The sequence below is a fragment of the Schaedlerella sp. genome (genome assembly GCF_056796775.1).
In genome coordinates, this window is sequence record NZ_JBQIKP010000001.1 from 151,214 (window position 1) to 170,446 (window position 19,233).

Annotated in this window: 16 protein-coding genes and 1 other annotated feature; of the genes, 2 read left to right on the forward strand and 14 right to left on the reverse strand. The window is 50.2% G+C overall.

Going from position 1 to position 19,233, the window contains the following annotated elements:
- Nucleotides 1-176 precede the first annotated feature (176 nt).
- A complete protein-coding gene (locus ACTOY7_RS00630) occupies nt 177-680 on the reverse strand; it encodes a GreA/GreB family elongation factor (protein WP_160281458.1) in 504 nt (167 codons plus the stop codon).
- A 253-nt stretch (nt 681-933) separates the two neighbouring features.
- Between ACTOY7_RS00630 and ACTOY7_RS00635 the strand changes: the two genes are divergently transcribed.
- The gene (locus ACTOY7_RS00635) at nt 934-1,353 is read left to right on the forward strand and encodes an Hsp20/alpha crystallin family protein (RefSeq protein WP_160281457.1); all 420 of its coding nucleotides are present in this window, start codon (nt 934-936) and stop codon (nt 1,351-1,353) included.
- A 265-nt stretch (nt 1,354-1,618) separates the two neighbouring features.
- Here ACTOY7_RS00635 and ACTOY7_RS00640 read toward each other — a convergent pair whose 3' ends face one another.
- From ACTOY7_RS00640 to ACTOY7_RS00690, 11 genes are all read right to left on the reverse strand, one after another.
- Nucleotides 1,619-2,254, reverse strand: coding sequence for a hypothetical protein (locus ACTOY7_RS00640; protein ID WP_160281456.1), 636 nt, complete (start codon nt 2,252-2,254; stop codon nt 1,619-1,621).
- A 101-nt stretch (nt 2,255-2,355) separates the two neighbouring features.
- On the reverse strand, nt 2,356-4,767 hold the full coding sequence (locus ACTOY7_RS00645; RefSeq protein WP_300884432.1) for an ATP-dependent DNA helicase: 2,412 nt from the start codon (nt 4,765-4,767) through the stop codon (nt 2,356-2,358).
- A 14-nt stretch (nt 4,768-4,781) separates the two neighbouring features.
- Nucleotides 4,782-5,633: a sensor histidine kinase gene (locus ACTOY7_RS00650; RefSeq protein WP_160281454.1), complete on the reverse strand. Its 852-nt coding sequence runs from the start codon at nt 5,631-5,633 to the stop codon at nt 4,782-4,784.
- Nucleotides 5,614-6,348 (reverse strand): LytR/AlgR family response regulator transcription factor, encoded by a 735-nt coding sequence (locus ACTOY7_RS00655; protein ID WP_160281453.1) that lies wholly within the window; start codon nt 6,346-6,348, stop codon nt 5,614-5,616. Before ACTOY7_RS00655 ends, ACTOY7_RS00650 begins: the two co-directional genes overlap by 20 nt.
- A gap of 8 nt (nt 6,349-6,356) precedes the next feature.
- Nucleotides 6,357-7,301: an SPFH domain-containing protein gene (locus tag ACTOY7_RS00660; protein ID WP_160281452.1), complete on the reverse strand. Its 945-nt coding sequence runs from the start codon at nt 7,299-7,301 to the stop codon at nt 6,357-6,359.
- A 3-nt stretch (nt 7,302-7,304) separates the two neighbouring features.
- A complete protein-coding gene (locus ACTOY7_RS00665) occupies nt 7,305-7,748 on the reverse strand; it encodes an NfeD family protein (RefSeq protein WP_160281451.1) in 444 nt (147 codons plus the stop codon).
- 201 nt (nt 7,749-7,949) lie between these two features.
- Complete coding sequence (locus ACTOY7_RS00670; protein ID WP_160281450.1) at nt 7,950-8,732, reverse strand: TIGR03915 family putative DNA repair protein; 783 nt, start codon at nt 8,730-8,732, stop codon at nt 7,950-7,952.
- A 63-nt stretch (nt 8,733-8,795) separates the two neighbouring features.
- A complete protein-coding gene (locus ACTOY7_RS00675; RefSeq protein ID WP_482672409.1) occupies nt 8,796-10,127 on the reverse strand; it encodes a putative DNA modification/repair radical SAM protein in 1,332 nt (443 codons plus the stop codon).
- A gap of 540 nt (nt 10,128-10,667) precedes the next feature.
- Nucleotides 10,668-13,100 carry a leucine--tRNA ligase gene (gene leuS / locus ACTOY7_RS00680; protein WP_160281449.1) on the reverse strand — a complete coding sequence of 811 codons (2,433 nt, stop codon included), beginning with the start codon at nt 13,098-13,100 and terminating at the stop codon, nt 10,668-10,670.
- Nucleotides 13,101-13,227: 127 nt separating this feature from the next.
- Nucleotides 13,228-13,570, reverse strand: a binding site (T-box leader).
- Between the two features lie 84 nt (nt 13,571-13,654).
- The gene (locus ACTOY7_RS00685) at nt 13,655-14,473 is read right to left on the reverse strand and encodes a ZIP family metal transporter (protein ID WP_160281448.1); all 819 of its coding nucleotides are present in this window, start codon (nt 14,471-14,473) and stop codon (nt 13,655-13,657) included.
- An 88-nt stretch (nt 14,474-14,561) separates the two neighbouring features.
- A complete protein-coding gene (locus ACTOY7_RS00690; protein ID WP_160281495.1) occupies nt 14,562-15,161 on the reverse strand; it encodes a DUF3793 family protein in 600 nt (199 codons plus the stop codon).
- A gap of 285 nt (nt 15,162-15,446) precedes the next feature.
- On the opposite strand from ACTOY7_RS00690, the gene ACTOY7_RS00695 reads away from it, so the two are divergent.
- Nucleotides 15,447-15,869 carry a hypothetical protein gene (locus ACTOY7_RS00695; protein WP_160281447.1) on the forward strand — a complete coding sequence of 141 codons (423 nt, stop codon included), beginning with the start codon at nt 15,447-15,449 and terminating at the stop codon, nt 15,867-15,869.
- A gap of 172 nt (nt 15,870-16,041) precedes the next feature.
- Here the strand turns inward: ACTOY7_RS00695 and ACTOY7_RS00700 are convergent, their stop codons facing one another.
- Together ACTOY7_RS00700 and ACTOY7_RS00705 are read right to left on the reverse strand one after the other, a co-directional pair.
- Nucleotides 16,042-17,691: a CvpA family protein gene (locus tag ACTOY7_RS00700; protein ID WP_482671372.1), complete on the reverse strand. Its 1,650-nt coding sequence runs from the start codon at nt 17,689-17,691 to the stop codon at nt 16,042-16,044.
- Nucleotides 17,692-17,781: 90 nt separating this feature from the next.
- A complete protein-coding gene (locus tag ACTOY7_RS00705; protein ID WP_300884438.1) occupies nt 17,782-19,227 on the reverse strand; it encodes a TrkH family potassium uptake protein in 1,446 nt (481 codons plus the stop codon).
- Nucleotides 19,228-19,233 lie beyond the last annotated feature (6 nt).

The following is a 19,233-nucleotide window of genomic DNA, read 5'->3' on the forward strand; positions in this document are numbered from 1 at the left end:
TCTCTGTCTGTTACAGCATTCCCGCATGTAGAAAGCCTGCCGCTGGCAGACTTTCTACATAGGTTGGTATGATATAAAAAGCTGCCTGCCGGGAAATGACTGCATCCACATGACCTATGCTGTATGGATGCAGCCATTTCCCGGCAGGCAGCTTTTAAAACTCCTGAATGAAATAGTTAATAGCTGCGTATATGATCTGTTTCTTCCTCCTGCGTATTCTCAATCTTTTTGATCACGGCGTAATAACCGAAATCGTCATTGACCTTAATATATACTCTGTCATTCACCTTATGTCCGATGATCGCCTTTCCCAGCGGCGACTCAATACTGATCAGCCCGTTCAGGGAGCTGCCCCGGATGGAGGTCACCAGCCGATAAACTTCTGTCTCGTCATCCTCCTCAATATAGAGCTCTACCGTATTGTTGATCCCAACCTCATCCTCCGCTGAGCTGTCATCCACGATCACCGCATTTTTCAGCATCCGCTCCAGATACCGGATCCGGCTCTCATTCTGGTTTTTATCCTTCTTGGCCGCATGGTACTCAAAATTCTCGCTCAGGTCGCCGTGCGCCCTGGCTTCCTTCACCGCCTCAATTGCCGTCTTTCTGACTACCAGCTTCCGGTGCTCTATCTCCTCTTCAATCTTCTTTACATCACTTTTCGTCAGTTTGTCCTTCACTTTTTTCTCCATTCTATATCACTGAAATATTTTATTGCACTGCCTTCTAAGTATAACGCAAAAGAACCGTTCCGGGCAAGTTCTATTATAAAATTGCATAAAAAGCCTGTTACCTGGGAATCCTGATCATGATTTCATAGAATCTTCACAAATTATTAGCACTCATCAGTTGACAGTGCTAATAATTTGTGCTATAGTTCTTATAGAACAAAGATAACAATACTTTTTCAAATCACACATGGAGGGATGACATATGTTACTATCAAACAGAAATTTTATCGACAACTTTTTCAACGATCCATTTTTCGAGAGGCCCTTTGGAAGTGCCTCATCGCAGATCATGAAGACAGATATTCATGAAAATGATGCCAACTATCTGGTAGAGATGGAGCTTCCAGGATACAAGAAGGAAGATATCAAGGCAGATTTGAAGGACGGCTATCTCACCATCACCGCTTCAAGAAATGAGGCGAAGGAAGAACATGATTCTAAGGGAAAATGCATCCGTAAGGAGCGCTATACTGGCTCCTGCAACCGAAGCTTTTATGTGGGCAAGGAACTGACCCAGGATGACATCAAGGCAGCATTCTCCGATGGAATCCTGCGGCTGAGTATTCCGAAGGAAGTACCGAAGGCAATCGAAGAACAGCCAAGATATATTGCAATCGAATGATCACGAATCTTGACAGACCGGCGTAAGTATATGCGCCGGTCTGTTTTCAACGGCAATAAATGCCCTCATAGTAACACTTCTTTCTTTTTCTCAATTATTCTAACGCCTCCAGTTCTTTGATGCTCTCTCTACAAATATGCTCATTCCGAATATAATATTCTAAAAGACGCTGTACATATCCCGCAGCTCAAAAAAGGAATGGAGCGCTGTTTCTCCATTCCTTTCGCAGTATCTTTTACTATGCTTTCTCTTTTTCGTATGTACTTTATTTTTCCACACCTGCGTTCTTATAATATTCTTCAAACATTCCATTGATTGCGCTGTGCGTATCATCGCAGATACCCGGAAGGGCCTTGCCCCAAGAAGCAGTTGCCTGCTCGAAACCTTTTTCCACCGCGTCCTGCATCTTTTTCATCTTAGCGGGATCGTCTCCTGCAAGCGCCTTCGCCATGTCGAAGATTCTCTGTGAGGTCTGCTTTACTCCCCAGTATCCGTCTTCGGAAATAGCCTGCTGAGCCTCTGCCTTGGTCTGAGCATCTACGGTAAAGTTGCCGCTTGCGATCTGACGCCAGAATGCGTCGCTGCCTGCTGTAAGGCCTGTGATTCCCTGCTTGTTGAATGTCTGCATCATCATGTTGGTGAAGCGTGACATCTGGTTGTCCAGGTCTGACTTCAGGCTTTCTACCAGAGCCGCCCTCTCGGAATCACTCATCTTGTTTGTAACCTTTGTATCAGCGCTGAATTCCGCACGGTCTGTATTCGGGGTTGCCGCACCCACTGCCGCCGCATCCGCTGATCCATCCTTCTTCTCCGCGGCAACCTTGGAAGCTGCCGCTACATTATTCGCATTAACATAAGCATAATTGTTCTGGATATTTTGATAATTATCACCGATTTTCACTTCATTTCCTCCTTTTCTTTTCATTAGGAAAACCAATTATTATCCTCTGTTAGTTATATCGGCCCATTGCCTAAAAAGTTAAGAAAAATATGGGATTTCGGCTAAATCCTTCCGTTTCCCCAGAAATTTTTTAGTTTCTCACTCAAATCCCCCAGTCTGCAGGTTTGTATGCCGCTCCATTCCCTTGGAAATGTGCCCTGGTACCTGGCTCCTAAAAACCGCTCATCCAGCAGAAGAATCACGCCCCGGTCCTCCTCCGTGCGGATCACACGCCCGGCAGACTGCAGGACCTTATTCATGCCGGGATACAGATAGGCATAGTCAAAGCCGGACAGTTTCCTGCCGTCAAAGTAGGAACGCAGGATTTCCCGGTCATTGCAGACCTGGGGCAGCCCTGTCCCCACAATCACGGCTCCGATCAGACGGTCCCTTGTCAGGTCGATTCCCTCCGAGAATATGCCGCCCATCACGCAGAAGCCCGCCAGAGAATCCTCCCGGGCCTCCTCAAAGGTTTCCAGAAAAATCTCTCTCGCCTCCTCCCCCATATACTGCGACTGCAGGACACATTCAATCTTGTCTTCCTCTTTTCTCTCGATCTGGAAAAATTCATATACATCTTCCATGAAACGGTAGGATGGAAAAAAGATCATATAATTGCCCCGCTTTGCCCGGATTGTCTCCAGAATATAGAGTGCGATCCTGCGGTACATTTCCTTCCCCCGCAGGGTATATCTGGTGCTCACGTCCGTCCCGAGAAGGAGCAGCCTGTTTTCCATTGGAAAGGTGGATCTGGCATAAACGGCGTAATCCTCTGTTTCCACGCTCAAAAGCGTTTTATAATAATGGATGGGCAGCAGCGTAGCAGAAAAAAATACGGTGCTGTTCCCCCGTTCCAGATACTTCTGCAGGTTTGCCGCAGGATTTACGCACAGCAGCTTCAGTTTAAAACGTCCCTGCCGTTCCAGTTCCGTATAAATCGTATAATTTTCATCCAGGATGTCATAAATATTCAAAAAATCCCGGACCTGGAAATAAAACTCCAGAATCTCCTCCCGTTTCTTCGGATCCTGGCATTCCTCCAGGAAGCGTTCCAGTTCACCGAATACATTCATCAATTTCAGAGCAACATGGGAAACACTTTCCACGACTTGATATCCCGCATCCTCTTCTGCAGGGCGTACTTCGTCCAATACGGTATAATTTTCACATTCCCGCTTCATCTCCAAAAGCAGCCTGTTGCACTCCTCCAGCCGTTTTGCCAGCCTGGGATCCTCTGCTTTCACAAGACGTTTCATCTTCAGGATCTCTTCTTTATATATCTCCGCGCTGTACATCTCCCGTCCACGCTCCACCAGATTGTGCGCCTCATCAATCAGGAACAGATAGCCCCCCTTGTTCCCCTCTGAGAAAAACCGTTTCAAATGGGCATTCGGGTCAAATACGTAATTATAATCGCAGATCACACCATCTACCCATATCGAAACATCCAGCGCCATCTCAAAGGGACAGACCTGATACTTCTCCGCCTGGGCTTCCAGTACATTGCGTGTCAGATCACAGCCGTTTGTGATCAAGTCGAACACTGCGTCATTGACCCGGTCATAGTGCCCCTTTGCATAGGGGCAGGCATCCGGATTACACTCCGTTTCCTCACAAAAGCAGATTTTTTCCTTGGCAGTCAGGGTGATGGTCTTAAACAGCAGCCCCTGGCTACGAAGTGTCTGAAATGCCTGTTCCGCAACGGTTCTGGTGATAGTCTTTGCCGTCAGGTAAAACAGCTTCTCCCCCAACTCCTCTCCCATGGCCCGTACTGTGGGAAATACGGTCGCCATCGTTTTCCCCACCCCGGTAGGTGCCTGGATAAATAGCTTTTTTCGGCGCAGGATCGTACGATAAACAGAAGCCGCCAGATCCCTCTGTCCCTCACGGTAGGGAAATGGAAATTCTGTTCTGCGGATGGACGCGTTCCGCTCTTTTTTCCATACAATCTGGAATCCGGCCCATTTCTCATAAGCATGCACCAGATCCATGAACCAGTGTTCCAGTTCTTCCAGCTGATATTGCTGACGGAACCGCTTGATCTCTTCGGTCTCCAGATTGCAGTAGGTCATCTGCACATCGATCTCTTCCAGCCCATTCTGGGAGGCGTATATGTAAGCATAGCACTTGGCCTGAGCCAGATGGACGCCCACAGGCTCCCGAACCTGCTCCAGCTCCCGCATGACTCCTTTGATCTCGTCAATGACTGTCTTGCCCTCTTCCGCCATGATTCCGTCCGCCCGCCCCTCCACCTGGAGAGTAAAACCGTCGCAGGGACACTGTATTTTCAGCAGAACCTCAGCACAGTAAGCAGAACCCATCCGCCTCTGGATCTTGCGGTGGATCCTGCTCCCCTGCAGCATGGCGTCACGCTCCATGCTGCCTGCCGTACGATTGTCAATGTCCCCTTCCCGCAGAATAAATTCTACCAGATTACGGACTGAGATTTTCACTACTGTCTGTTCCGTTTCCATTGTTCCGTCCCACATCATATAACAACTGTAATATGGATATAATTTTTCTCTTCAATCACTTCCTGGGCAATCGTGATCTCTCCGTCCGCCTTTTGGATCAAAGACTTGACCCTCGCAAGTCCGACTCCCCGTCTTCCGGTTTTTGAATCCTTAGTCGTGTACCCGTTTTCAAAAAACTTCTCCAGCTCTTCAAAAGGAATCCTTCGATATTCATTCAGAATCTCGAATACCATCTGATCCTCCCGGGAATCCAGGAAGATCCTGACCCGGCCGCCTTTCTCCGAGACTGCCTCATAAGCATTGTCCACCAGTACCCCTACGATCTCGATCAGGCTGTGTTCCGATGTCCTGGATAAAATCTGCCAGTTGCGCACCTCAACGTCTGTATCCGCATTTTCCGGAGAACTGACGATCTTGCTGTACAGAAAACCCGCCAGCACCTTGTCGCTGATCCGTAGAAGCGGCAGGAACTTGCCGGCGCTGTCACGGCGGATCTCCAGGATGTACCGCGACTGCTTTTCCACCAGTTCCTCATAGTTGTCTACCGTCAGATGCATATTCAGGATCGCGTTGATATGATTGTCAAATTCATGCTGCCTGACCCGGATTTCCTTTACCAGCTCTTCCAGAGGCTGGATATAGAGCCGGTACATTTTCAGCTCCTTTTCCTGATTCCGGATCAGATCGCTGCTCAGCTTCCAGTCTACGGCTCCCCAGATGATCCATGTCATGACCAGGATAAATACGATGATCATTTTCACATTCAGAGTACCGCTGAACATCAGGTCTGTCACCAGATACAGGCCAATCACAAGGGATATAGTACATAAAATTCTGTACAGGAGCTTAGTTCTGCTTTTCACCATATAAGATCCTCCTGACTTCCGGCTTGAAGGTCACTCCGATATCGATCCATTCCGAGGAGCCTTCTACCTGAATCACCTGATTGACCAGATCATAATATTTAACAGCATTGCGGTTAACGACAAATGTCCTGTGACATTGGAAAAACATCCCCTCCGGAAGCTTTTCCAGCAGCTTATGGATCGAAAGATACGGCACTTCGATCTGCTCGCTTTTAAGCTGCAGGCAGACCCCCCGCGGGATTGCCCGGCAGAACATGATCTCATCGCAGAAGATCTTATAGTTGACGCCATTTTTCTTTACCATAATCGAAGGCCGGGTTCCCGCATGAAGATGGAACAGCACTTTCCTGACGATCTCCCCCACTTCCGACTGAATATAGGGCTTCACTACGTATTGATAGCAGTGCAGCCTTCGATATGCTTCCATCTCCAGTCCGGCTACAGAAGTAATCATGACCAGAGGCGTAAATTCGTACTTCCGAATGCTTCGGATCTCTTCCGCAAATTGGATACCGGATATATCCCCCTCTTCCCCGGGCTTTAAGTTCACATCCAAAAAGAATAAATCAAAAGAAACGGTGCTGCCGAGCAGCAGCCTGGCTTTCGCCAGGTCTGCCGCCGCATCCACCGTGATTTCCGCAGATATGTTTTTCACCATTTTTACCAACGCCGTCCGGCTAGTGTTTTCATCTTCCAGTATCAGTATTCTCGCCATACTTCCGGTCACTCCGATTTTGCGTCATCGATGTGGGCAACTTCCGCAATGGTTTTCGTCAGCCCTGCGATCCCCTGCAGCTCGGACGGGATGATGATCTTCGTAGCCTGGCCGTCAGCCGCCTTCACAAATGCCTCCAGGCTCTTGAGCGTCAGCACTGCCTGATCCGCACCCGCTGCCTTTACAAACTCGATACCTTCCGCGGTCGCTTTCTGCACCGTACGGATGGCTTCTGCCTGACCTTCGGCCTCCCGGATCCGTTTCTGCTTCTCCGCTTCTGCCTTCAGAATCGCAGCTTCCTTGGAAGCCTCTGCTTCCAGAATCAAGGATTCCTTCTCACCTTCCGCTACAAGGATGGTAGATTTCTTCTCACCTTCCGCGCGAAGGATGGCTTCTCTTCGTTCACGCTCCGCCTTCATCTGCTTTTCCATGGCGTCCTGAATGGCTTTCGGAGGCATAATGTTCTTCAGTTCTACACGGTTGACCTTGATTCCCCATTCATCAGTGGCAATGTCCAGGATCGTCCGCATCTTAGTGTTGATGGTCTCCCTGGAGGTCAATGTCTCATCCAATTCCAGGTCGCCGATAATATTACGCAGAGTTGTTGCCGTCAGGTTTTCAATTGCGGCGATCGGGCTCTCTACACCGTATGCATACTTCTTCGGGTCTGTAATCTGGAAAAATACCACCGTATCAATCTGCATGGTTACGTTATCCTTTGTGATCACGGCCTGCGGATCAAAGTCTACAACCTGTTCCTTCAAAGAGACTCTTTTCGCCACCTTATCTAGGATCGGCATCTTGAAATGCAGCCCTACGCTCCAGGTCTCCTTGTAACCGCCCAGGCGTTCCAGTATATACGCATGTGCCTGGGGTACAATCTTGATGTTGGAAATGATGATCAAAAGTAAAATGACTAAAATGACAATGATGATAATAATTCCGAGATTCATACTCTATTCCTCCTCATACTTTTTTACAATAAGCTTTACCCCTGAGATGTTGACGACCTTTGCCAGATCCCCCGGATTCAAGATCACCCCGTCCTCCTCTGTTCGTGCCGTCCATTCCAGTCCGTTCACAACTGCGGTTCCCATCTCCTGCAGGTTGTTGACCGTCTCTGTTATTCTAACCACTTTTCCGATAATTCCCTCATAATTTGTTTTTTCATGATGGGAATTTATGTATTTTACCGCAAATGGGCGGGTAAAAATAAGCAGTAAGAATGATACGGCCAGAAAAGCACCTGCCTGCCACCAGATATTCAGTCCCGCTATGGTAAAAAGCAATGCGGCCACTGCGCCTCCGGCCAGCCAGATTGATGTCAGTCCGACCGTCGCGATCTCAACGGCAAGAAACATGATCAGCAATCCAAGCCAAATAAAAACCTCTCTCTCCATGTGACCTCCTTCTTTCTATTAGATTTCATCTGGTGTGCTGTAATGGATGGGGTCCATTACTTCCTGATGTTGATTCTATCTTAAACCGCTTCCTCAGATTACGCAATACCTTTTGCGTGAATGCAGTGTTTTCGTGTCTCAATGAATAACTGTGAAATCCGGACCAGGTGTAACAGTCACGGCATCGTATCAACTGCTGCTTCAATGGACCGCCTCTCTGATCGGAAGGAACTCGGTCATATCCTGGCGGAAATGAATCGGCAGATGGGTTCTCTGGCAGATGGGGTTCTCCCGTTCCTTGATGGCAATGGACTGGAAAAATCCCTGCCACAGCCTTTCGAACTCCGCTTCCGCTTTCGAAACCTTCTCCGCCTCTTCCCGGTTCAGGCATTCTCCGCTCACGAGAACCCACTGGCTTCTCATACGGTGTACGAGAAATTCCTGAAAGGTCTTATCATAGATCATCCAGTTTTCCAGTGGGAAACGGTCCGCAAAATGATCCGCAATGCATGTCAGCACCCGGTTCTTCGGTGTAATCTCAGAAAAAAGGACGCCGTTTTCCAACTCCCGGAAACGGATAAATTCCATGAACTGGTGTGCTTCGTTGGCGACCTTTCTGCTCAGCTCAAACACGCAGGCCACATCCGGATCGGACAGATGCTCCATGATACGCTTGCTGTTGCCCACCGTCCGCGCGGCCTGCATGACGTGGAACACGGCTTCCGCCTTTTTCGGATGCGTGGACAGGAGCGCATGATATATGTCCCAGTATGTGTTATATCCAAGGTGGTTCTGGATCAGCTTTTCCACTGCCGCTGCTTTGCGCTCCTCCTCCGTGACCTCCGTATATTCACAGAACAGCTGTGTATCCAGCATCCCGCGCAGTTCAATCCCCGCTTCACCGTCCCTGCTCTCCTTCCACGCATCATAAATCGCAGAAAATATCCCAGTGATCGTGTCACTGCAGATATATACTTTTTTCATACAAACCCACCCCCGTTTCAGGTTTTCGCCAAAATATTCTGATTAATATCAGGCAGTATTATATCACTGCATTGGACGGATGCCATGTACAGAGCGCACAGCATCATGTGAAGAATAATCATAATTCATATCATCAAATAAGGAAAGCTGTCGGTAAGTCATTCCGGACACCGTGTCCGGAAGTCTCTCCTTCGTATTGAGAAGGTTTCTGGTGATGTAGTCCTCATCCAGCCTGGTACGGTACATCATCTTCCCGCCGCAGGTCAGAAAATACAGCGCGCGCTTTAAGACCACGCCCATTTTTTTCAGATCCTCAAACTTCAGATTCCCCATCTGCCTTGCCTTCACGATCCGCATGGCAGACTTGACCCCGATTCCCGGAACACGAAGCAGCATATTGTAATCCGCCCGGTTCACCTCCACCGGGAACTGCTCCAGATGCTTCAAGGCCCAGTTGCACTTGGGATCCAGAAAAATATTAAAATTCGGATGCTCCTCATCCAACAGTTCCTTTGCCTCAAATCGGTAAAACCGAAGCAGCCAGTCCGCCTGATACAAACGATGCTCCCGCAGAAGCGGCGGCCCTTCCCCTGTCCTGGCAGGAAGTTCCGAATCCTGATTCACAGCCACAAAAGCGGAATAAAACACCCGTTTCAATCCAAACTTCTGATACAGAGCTTCTGCCACATTCAAGATCTGATAGTCCGTCTCCGGCGTTGCCCCGATGATCATCTGGGTACTCTGTCCGGCCGGCACGAACCGGGGCGCATTCTTATACAGGACGATCTCTTGCTTATTCTCCCGCATCCGGTTCTGGACCATACGCATCGGCGCCAGTATATTCTTCCGGTTCTTATGGGGTGCCAGAAGGCGCAGCCCTTCGGCAGTAGGCAGCTCTAAGTTTACGCTCATCCGGTCCGCCAGAAACCCGACTCTCTCAAGCAGCTCTGCATCCGTACCCGGAATCGCCTTCACATGGATATACCCCTGAAAATTACAAACCTTACGCAGTCTGTAAAGCGTCGCATAGATCAGCTCCATCGTATAATTCGGGCTCTTCAAAATCCCCGAGCTCAAAAACAGACCTTCGATATAATTCCTCCGATAAAACTCCATCGTCAGCGTACAGACCTCCTCCGGAGTAAAAGAGGTTCTGACTACATCATTAGACGAACGGTTGATACAGTACTTGCAGTCGTAAATGCACTCATTGGTAAACAGGATCTTCAGCAGACAAATACACCTGCCGTCCGAAGAAAAGCTGTGGCAGAGCCCTGCCGCCCGGCAGTTCCCCATCCCCGTTCCATCCCCCTTGCGGTCCACCCCGCTGGACGTACAGGCCACATCATACTTCGCCGCGTCCGATAAAATCTGCAGCTTGTCATACACGGACATCTGAACCTGAATCTTCTCCAACAACTTCCTCACACCTTCTTTTCCAACCGAATGATACACTATCCAAAACATTTGTTCTTTTACTATGATAGCACATCCAAGTTATGATTGCAAGCATTTTCCGAACTAATGTTCTTTTCCTGGATCCAAAGGTTACTGTGAGCGCCCGGTCAGGGTGTGAACAGTAACATCCAAAGAGAAGGATTGATAGCTGGAGATTATGAGAATGTTACAGTCCCTTTTAAAAATGAATTGTTACGAATCAGTAAAGCCAGCCAAATACGATATGCGGATGCAGAAAGGCATAAAAAGGCAATGCAGATTTATCAGAAGCTATAAGGATCCGGACACATAGACACAGGGGCCGTCGGGAAATGACTGGTTTTCCGCAATCTATGCTGTGACTGATTCCATATCACAGCAAAGTATTGTGCAGAAATGCCATTTTCCGGCAGCCCCTTTTTATGGTCGTATTCCGCAATCTACAGCGAACTTTTCCATATCTCCAAACACAATATTCTTTATATCAACTTTTTCCGATCACTTCGCTACAATATTAATGATCTTCCCCGGAACATAAATCTCCTTCACAATATTCCCGCTCAGTTTATCTCCCAGAGCTTCCTTCCCTGCCGCAATGGCAGCGTCCTTATCCGCATCCGCCGGAATGGACACAACCACCTTCGTCTTCCCGTTCACCTGAACCGGGATCTCAATCTCGTCGTCCTTCATCTGTGACTCATCGTAGCTCGGCCAGCCCGCCGTAAACACGGTCTCACTGTGCCCCAGCTGCTCCCACATCTCTTCCGCAAAATGCGGCGCAAACGGAGATAAGAGTACCGCAACTGCCTCCAAGGTCTCCTTGTCGATCCCGCCGTTTTTCTTTGCCAGCTCGATAAACTTGTTGTTGTACTCCATGAAACCGGAGATCACCGTATTCAGGCTGAAACTCTCCAGACGCGTGGTGATGTCATACACCATCCTATTCCGCAGCTTGAGCATTTCCTTCGTCGGCTTGACATCCGCATCCTTGCTGTCCATCACCAGATTCCAGAGACGCTTTAAGTAACGGTTTACCCCGTCAATCCCACGGTCGTCCCACTCCGCATCCAGCTCCGGAGGTCCTACGAACAACTCGTACATCCGCAGGGAATCACAGCCGTAATCCCGCACCAAATCGTCCGGTGATACCACATTTCCCTTGGACTTGCTCATCTTGATCCCGTTCTTTCCGGTGATCATCCCCTGGTTGAACAGCTTCTGAAACGGCTCGTCAAAGTCCACCACTCCGATATCATGCAGGAACTTGGTATAGAACCGGGAATACAACAGATGCAGTACAGCATGCTCCACACCACCGATATACATATCCACCGGAAGCATCTCGTCCGCCTTCTCCCTGGATACCAGCTCCTGATCGTTGTGATTGTCCACATAGCGCAGGAAATACCAAGAGGAGCCTGCCCACTGAGGCATGGTGTTGGTCTCCCGCTTCGCTGCCTTTCCGCAGACCGGGCAGGTGCAGTTCACCCATTCCTCAATGCCTGCAAGCGGGGATTCTCCGGTTCCTGTGGGTTCGTAGGATTCCACCTCGGGCAGAGTCAGCGGAAGCTCTTCCTCCGGCACCGGCACATTTCCGCAGTCCGGACAGTGGATGATCGGGATCGGCTCGCCCCAGTAACGCTGACGGGAGAATACCCAGTCACGCAGCTTGAAGTTCACGGTCGCCTTCCCGATGCCCCTCTTCTCGATGATATGGGGAGCTTCCTTTTTCAGCACCGCAGACTCCATGCCGTTCCATTCCCCGGAATTGATCATAGTTCCGGCAGCCTCGGTATAAGCCTCAGTCATATTTTCAATTTCTTTTCCGTCCTTCGCAATGACCTGGACGATCGGGATGTCAAATTTCTTCGCAAATTCAAAGTCGCGGTCGTCGTGGGCCGGTACACACATAATGGCTCCCGTACCATAATCCGCCAGTACATAATCGGAGAGCCAGATCGGTGTCTTTGCCCCGTTCAGCGGATTGATGGCATAACTCCCGGTAAACACACCGGTTTTCTCCTTATCCTGCAGACGGTCCACATTGGACTTCATGGACGCGTCGTAAATGTATTTTTCCACCGCTTCCTTCGTCTCCGGTGTAGCAAGCTCCGCCGCCAGGGCGTGCTCCGGCGCCAGTACCATAAAAGTCGCTCCGTAGAGGGTATCCGGACGCGTGGTATAGACCGTGATCTTTTCCTCCCGTCCGTCCACCGGGAAATCCACTTCCGCGCCGTAGGACTTTCCGATCCAGTCGCTCTGCATCTTCTTAACCTTTTCCGGCCAGTCCAGCTTGTCCAGGTCATTCAAAAGGCGGTCCGCATAGGCCGTGATCTTAAGCATCCACTGGCGCAGGTTCTTCTTCGTCACCTCCGCGCCGCAGCGCTCGCATTTTCCGTTCACCACTTCCTCGTTGGCAAGGCCGGTCTTGCAGGACGGACACCAGTTGATGGGAAATTCCTTCTCATAGGCCAACCCTTCCTTGAACATTTTTACGAAGATCCACTGGGTCCATTTGTAAAAGTCCGGATCCGTGGTATTGACCTCCATATCCCAGTCATAGAGGGCTGCGATCTGGTTGATCTGCTTCTTGATGTTCGCCACATTTTCCGCCGTGGACACCGCTGGATGGATTCCCATCTTGATGGCATAGTTCTCCGCCGGAAGTCCGAATGCGTCCCATCCCATAGGGTGTACGATGTAGTGTCCCTGCTGCAGCTTATAACGGCTCCATACGTCAGAGATCACATAGCCTCTCCAATGCCCTACGTGAAGCCCGTTTCCGGACGGATAGGGGAACATGTCCAGGCAGTAATACTTCTGCTTCGGATTGCCGGAAGCATCCATCTTCGGATTCACCGGATCCTTTTCCCATTTTTCCTGCCATTTCTTTTCGATTGCCTTATGGTTGTAGACAATTTTCTGTGCCATTTAAAATTCCTTCCTTTCCTTGAAATACCCGGGGCGGACACGGAATCCAACGGCATTCCCTGACAGCTCCCTAAAAAAGCCCTTTCATCTTCACTAAAGATCTGTAGGAAAATAACTACTACAGCTCCTAAGAGACGAAAGGGCTTTGAATTTCCGTGGTACCACTCTTATTCACCCCGCAGACAGTCTGCCGGATGCACTCATTGCTTCTGTAACGGGAAGACCCGCTTCTGCTTACTGACACGGAATCATGTACTCAATCACTGCAGACACCCTCTTTGCACATTGATTCAGCAATAAACCGAATCCGGACACACGGCCCACGCCGTCCGGGTGTCAATCGTACCTCATTCCGCGCTTCGGCAGAAGAACTCCAAGGCGAGTTCAGAAAGATCCGCTTCCTGCCTCGCACCTGCCGGCAGTTCTCTGAAAAGCTTCCGTTTCTTACTATTCCTCTTCAACGCTTTTTCCATGTTATTATAAGAAGAATGTTAAAATAAGTCAAGTCATTTTTTCTCTTTTCCCTATTTTATGCGGCTTTGAAACATAACTTTTTACCCCAACGCCACGTCCAATATCATCATCAGCGCAAACCCGGCGGCCACCCCGATGGTTCCGATGCTGGAATGCTTTCCTGTCTGGGATTCGGGCACCAGCTCTTCCACCACCACATAGATCATGGCTCCTGCCGCAAATGCCAGCAGGTAAGGCAACACCGGAAGCACCAGGCGGGTGAGCAAAATGGTGATCCACGCCGCGATCGGCTCCACGGCCCCAGATGCGGTTCCGTACAGAAATGCCCGCCTTCTTGACATCCCTCCTGCCCGCAGAGGCATGGAGATGATAGCACCCTCCGGAAAATTCTGTACCGCGATCCCAATGGCCAGTACCAGTGCCCCTGCCAGTGAGATCATCGCATTCTCATTGAGCACGCCGGCGAAGGTCACTCCCACCGCCATCCCCTCAGGGATATTATGCAGGGTGACAGCGAGGACGAGCATGTTTGTTTTTTTTTGGCATCCGCCGCGGACACAGGGATTGCACAGATCAGGACAGCGGCATCCGTCCTCGACCTCTTCTTCCGCCTGGTAGATATGCGGTGTCAGCGCATCCAGCAAAAGTAAAAATCCCATTCCCAGTAAAAATCCGACTGTTGCCGGAACCCATGCGATCCCGCCCTGCTCCCCGGACATCTCGATGGCCGGGATCAGAAGGGACCAGACCGAAGCCGCGATCATCACTCCGGACGCAAATCCAAGCAAAGCTTTTTGCAGGCGCTCATTCATTTCTCCCCGCAGAAAAAAGACCATGGCTGCCCCCAGCGTTGTCCCGGCAAACGGAATCAGCGTTCCAAGCAGTATATTACAATCCATATCAGAATATTTCCCCCATTCGTATCTATCTGTCGTCATTTTATGATATGCACGAACGGCGGTTTTGCCACCTGGCCGGCCTGCTTCCTTACTCCCCCTCACTCACGATCTCCCGCAGAGATTTTCCGGACAAAAATTCATTGACCGCGTATATTTTTGCGTCATCAAAACTCCGAAATGTCCTTGCGGCGCAAATGGCATCCTGATAGACCTTCCAATAGCCGACCGCCAGGTACTGCCTGCCCCCTGTCCGGATAAAGCCCTCCACATCCCTGGCCGGATATCCCAGAAACACGCCGATCTCATGAGGGAAGCTCTTTTCCTCCCGACCCGGCGCGTCCATCCGCTCCGCCAGAGTGTCCAGCATCTCCTCCAGCCCCATCCCACGGTATCCGAAGCGGCCCAGTATCCTCCGGATCCCGGGGCGGTTCACAGATTCCTCCAGCGCTTCCCTTCGGTAAAAGAAAACCAGCGCTTTCTCTTTTCTGACTTCCAGGATCCTCCATACCACCTTCGTCCCCCGGAAGAATTCCGGAAGCTCCGCACACAGCCTTTCCTCTATTGCGATCAGGCTTGCCGCCCTTAAGCCCTTCAGAAACGGCGCGCACTGGAGCACGATCTGAAATTCCAGGCGCAGACGCAAATTCTGGTGCTTTAAAAAATAGGCCGCAACCTCCGCAGGCATCATCACTTTCCATACCTCCCGACATTTAAGAAACTTTCGGAAACTCTTTCATTCCGCCTGACGCAATACTCACGCAGTATCTATTTTTTTCGTTTTTCTTCACATTATACATCACGCAAATACACCGGAAACGCGGCAGATCTCCCCCATAGTTTCCCTTTTTTGGCTTTCTTGCTTTTTTACCCTTTTTTTAGTTGTCCCTTTCCCTACTTTAGTGTATAATGGGTATAAGACATTTGAGCAGTGACAATTACTCAAAAATACATCTACATAAAGGAGAGATTCGTCATGGTATACTTAATCACAGGCCCGAAAGGCAGCGGAAAGACTCAGCAGATCATTGAACTTGCAAATGAAAAGGTAAAGACTACCAACGGAAACGTTGTACTGATCAAGAAAAGCCACCGCGACACATCCAGCGTCAACTTTAACATCCGCGCAATCTGTATGGCTGATTACAGCGATATCACAACTTTAGAGGAACTGGTCGGATTCTTATACGGCATGGTAGCAGGCAATCACGACATTGAGACCATCTTCATAGACGGCGTATTGAAGCAGGTTGATATTTCCGTCGATAATCTGCCTGTATTTTTGCAGAAGATCAACAAAATCTCCAAGGATAACAATATAGAATTTTATATCAGCGTAAGCTTAGAGAAGGAGAAGATTCCGGATATCGACAACCCGGATTACAAGGTTCTCAACTGAGAAAAGCCCTGCGGACTGTTTGCAGATTCTTTCGGGACTGTTCCCGCGGTTGCTTCATCATTGGTATTTTTAAAAAAGAAAACCCGCAGTCCGCAGGTTTTCTTTTTTGCTTTCTATTACTGCCATTCACGGCCTCCCCGGACGCAAATGGCAGTTCCTTATTTTCACGGATTTATTCTTCTGTCCCGTCGTCCGCGTCTTTTTGAACGCGGGACTTCTCTTTCCCGTTCAGCGAAAGGACCGTGTTGGTCTCCTCTCCCGCCTTATATTCAATGGTCACTTTGTCTCCCACATCAAATCCGATGATGCTGATATACTCCGCAATGGAAATATCAAAGATATCGTCGGAGCCTTCGAGCATCACGAAATAGTGAGAATTTCCGTCGATGACACCCTGGACGATCCTGCTGATATTTGCGGTCACCGTCTCGATCTCCCGGGTATCCTCAGCCACGGCCTTAATGCCGTTCTCATACATGAGATCCGTATAGGACGCCTCGCAGGAGCTGACCGTATCACCGATGGCAACGATCTGGTACTTCTGTACATTGACCATGGCATATTTTTTCACCAGTCCGGCATCGTCCTTCAATGCGATAAAATACGTGGGCTCCCCGGATATATTCAAGAGCAGTGGGAACGTCGCCTGGTATTTCAGGTTCTGCACCTGTCCTTCCGCTGAGGACATGGCCGAGGTCTCAGTTGCCCCCTCAATGGCATAAAATTTTGTCTCCATGGTCCTCTGGTTCATCAGCACAAAGCCCACATTAGACTGGTCGCCGCTGACCGAGGTCACGCCGGTATACACCCAGACATCGTCGTCGATGGCCAGATAGTTATAGCCGTTGGTGGTGATCAGGCAGTCCTTTTGTCCCAGCACACTGTTGAAATATCCATGCTTGAGCGTACCGTAATAATCATATAATTCTACCAGCAGGTCCGCGGAATAGGCCCGGTCGATCCACTCTGGCACCTCTTCGATTGCATAGTCCCGCGTCTCGCCGGTGATAGCGTTGCACAATATCACTCTGCCCACGGTGATGCCGCCGAACAGGCCGATATTGTACTTGCGCACCGGGCAGATCCAGTAGGGAACCCCGTCATCATCAATCTCAAAACTCAGCTCATTGAAGATATACGTGGGATACCGGAAACGCAGATGCCGGTAGATATTCCGGTTAAAATGGTCGCTGGTGGTATACTTCATCCCTTCGCTTAATTTCACAAGCTCCGTGTTCTGCGTAGCCATATCGATCTTGATATAAGCCGGGATGCCCTCCCGCAGGTTGGTAAACCATTTGATCAGGCTTGCATAGCGCAGCGGGGACACCCGAACCGGCCGGTCCTGGTAATTGATCTGGCTGTACAGATCATCCACCTCAAACTGGGACACCATATCCACCATGCTCCCCATCTTCCGATTCCCCAGGATCTGGGCGGAATCCCGGTCCAGAAGGGGAATCTGGTCAAAGGAAAGTTCCTCGATATCCTTGATGAACTCCCCGTCCTGCACGTCCAGAAGCTTTTGGTACTTCTTTGCGTTCACGATGGGCGAGGACAGTAGGGAGCCGATCACATAGGCACCCACCAGAAGCAGCAGGATCACCTCAATGATCTTAAAGCCTTTCAGCTTTTTCAGCTCAAAGCGCGTCGGCCGCTTTTTCAGGATATAGGCGGCGCCCGCGGCCAGCACCAGCATGATCAGAAACATCCACATATCCGCGGAATGCAGGTTCAGAGCAGGCAGCGCCGCATAATAATACGCCGCCGCCAGGATCAGCACGGCCAGGACCGCCATCACTTTCAGTTTCGCTTTTTTCATAAATCTCTCCAATCCGCCGCCGGTCTCCGGCGGCTGTTTATACTATCGTATGCAGAACCTCTGTCATAGTCATCCGTTTCTGCATCCCCCTCAAAACCTTCTCCGCCACAGCTCCGGAGATAATAACATCAGGTAGGGGAAGATCTCCAGCCTGCCTACCAGCATGTCCACGCAAAAGACCGCCTTCGACAGCCCCGAGAACTGGGAAAAGTTCTCCACCGGCCCTACCAGCGAGATCCCGGGCCCCACATTGTTCAAGGTCGTCAGTACCGCGCTGAACGTAGTCCCGAAGTCAAAATTGTTGAAAGCCACCAAGAGCACCGAACCCAGCAGGATCATGATATAGCAGATAAAATAAATGTAGACGCCGTTCATGGTCTCCCCGCTGACCTTTCTCCCGTTCACCCTGACGATCGTCACTGCCTTGGGGTGCAGCATCCGCTTGGTCTCCTGCTTGATGCTCTTGAGCAGGATCATCAGCCGGGAAACCTTGATCCCGCCCCCGGTGGAGCCTGCGCAGGCTCCTACGACCATCAGCGAGAGCAGGACCGTCTTGGAGAGCTCCGGCCACAGGTTCCAGTCTGCCGTACAGAATCCCGTGGTGGTAATGATGGCAGCCACCTGGAAGGAGGCATATCGGAAGGCGCGCATCACATTGCCGTACTGATGCAGGATATCTATGGTGATCACAGCCACTGCCCCGGCGATAATCCCCAGGTAGATATGCAGCTCCTCATTTTGGAAGGCTTCCTTCCATTTCCGCAGACAGATCAGGAAATACAGGTTGAAGTTCACCCCGAACAGAATCATAAATACCGTGATCACGCCGTCAATATAAGCACTGTCGTAGTGTGCCACACTGGCATTCATATTGGAGAAGCCTCCGGTTCCCGCCGTACTGAACGCATGGAGGAGAGCGTCATAAAAATTCATCCCTCCGAACAGCAGCAGCACCACTTCCACGGCCGTCAGTACAAAATACATGGCATACAGGATCTGAGCCGTAGTCCTGGCACGGGGTACCAGCTTGTCCGCCTCCGGCCCGGGTACCTCCGCGCGCATCAGATGCATGGAGTTTTCATCGTCCAGGGATGTCAGCATCATGACAAATACCAGCACCCCCATTCCGCCGATCCAGTGCGTCAGGCTCCGCCAGAAGGCCATCCCCCTTGGCAGGGCCTCAATGTCCGTCAGGATCGTAGACCCGGTGGTCGTAAAACCGGATACGGTCTCGAAAAAAGCATCCAGATAGCTGGGGATACTGCCCGAAAGGAAGAACGGGAGCGCCCCGAACAAAGACCACAAAATCCAGGCCGAGCCTACAATGAGCAGCCCTTCTTTTTTATAGATCCTCCGGTTTCCCGGCTTTTTTCTGCCCGCCAGCAGAAAAATCAGAAAAAGGACCCCGCTGACCACCACAAAATGCAGCGCGCTTTCTTCTTTATAAAGCAATGCCACGAAAGCCGGGATCAAAAGAAGCACGCCCTCTACCCCCAGCATCTTACTTATGATAAACACTGTCATCCTATTATTCATGTCCGC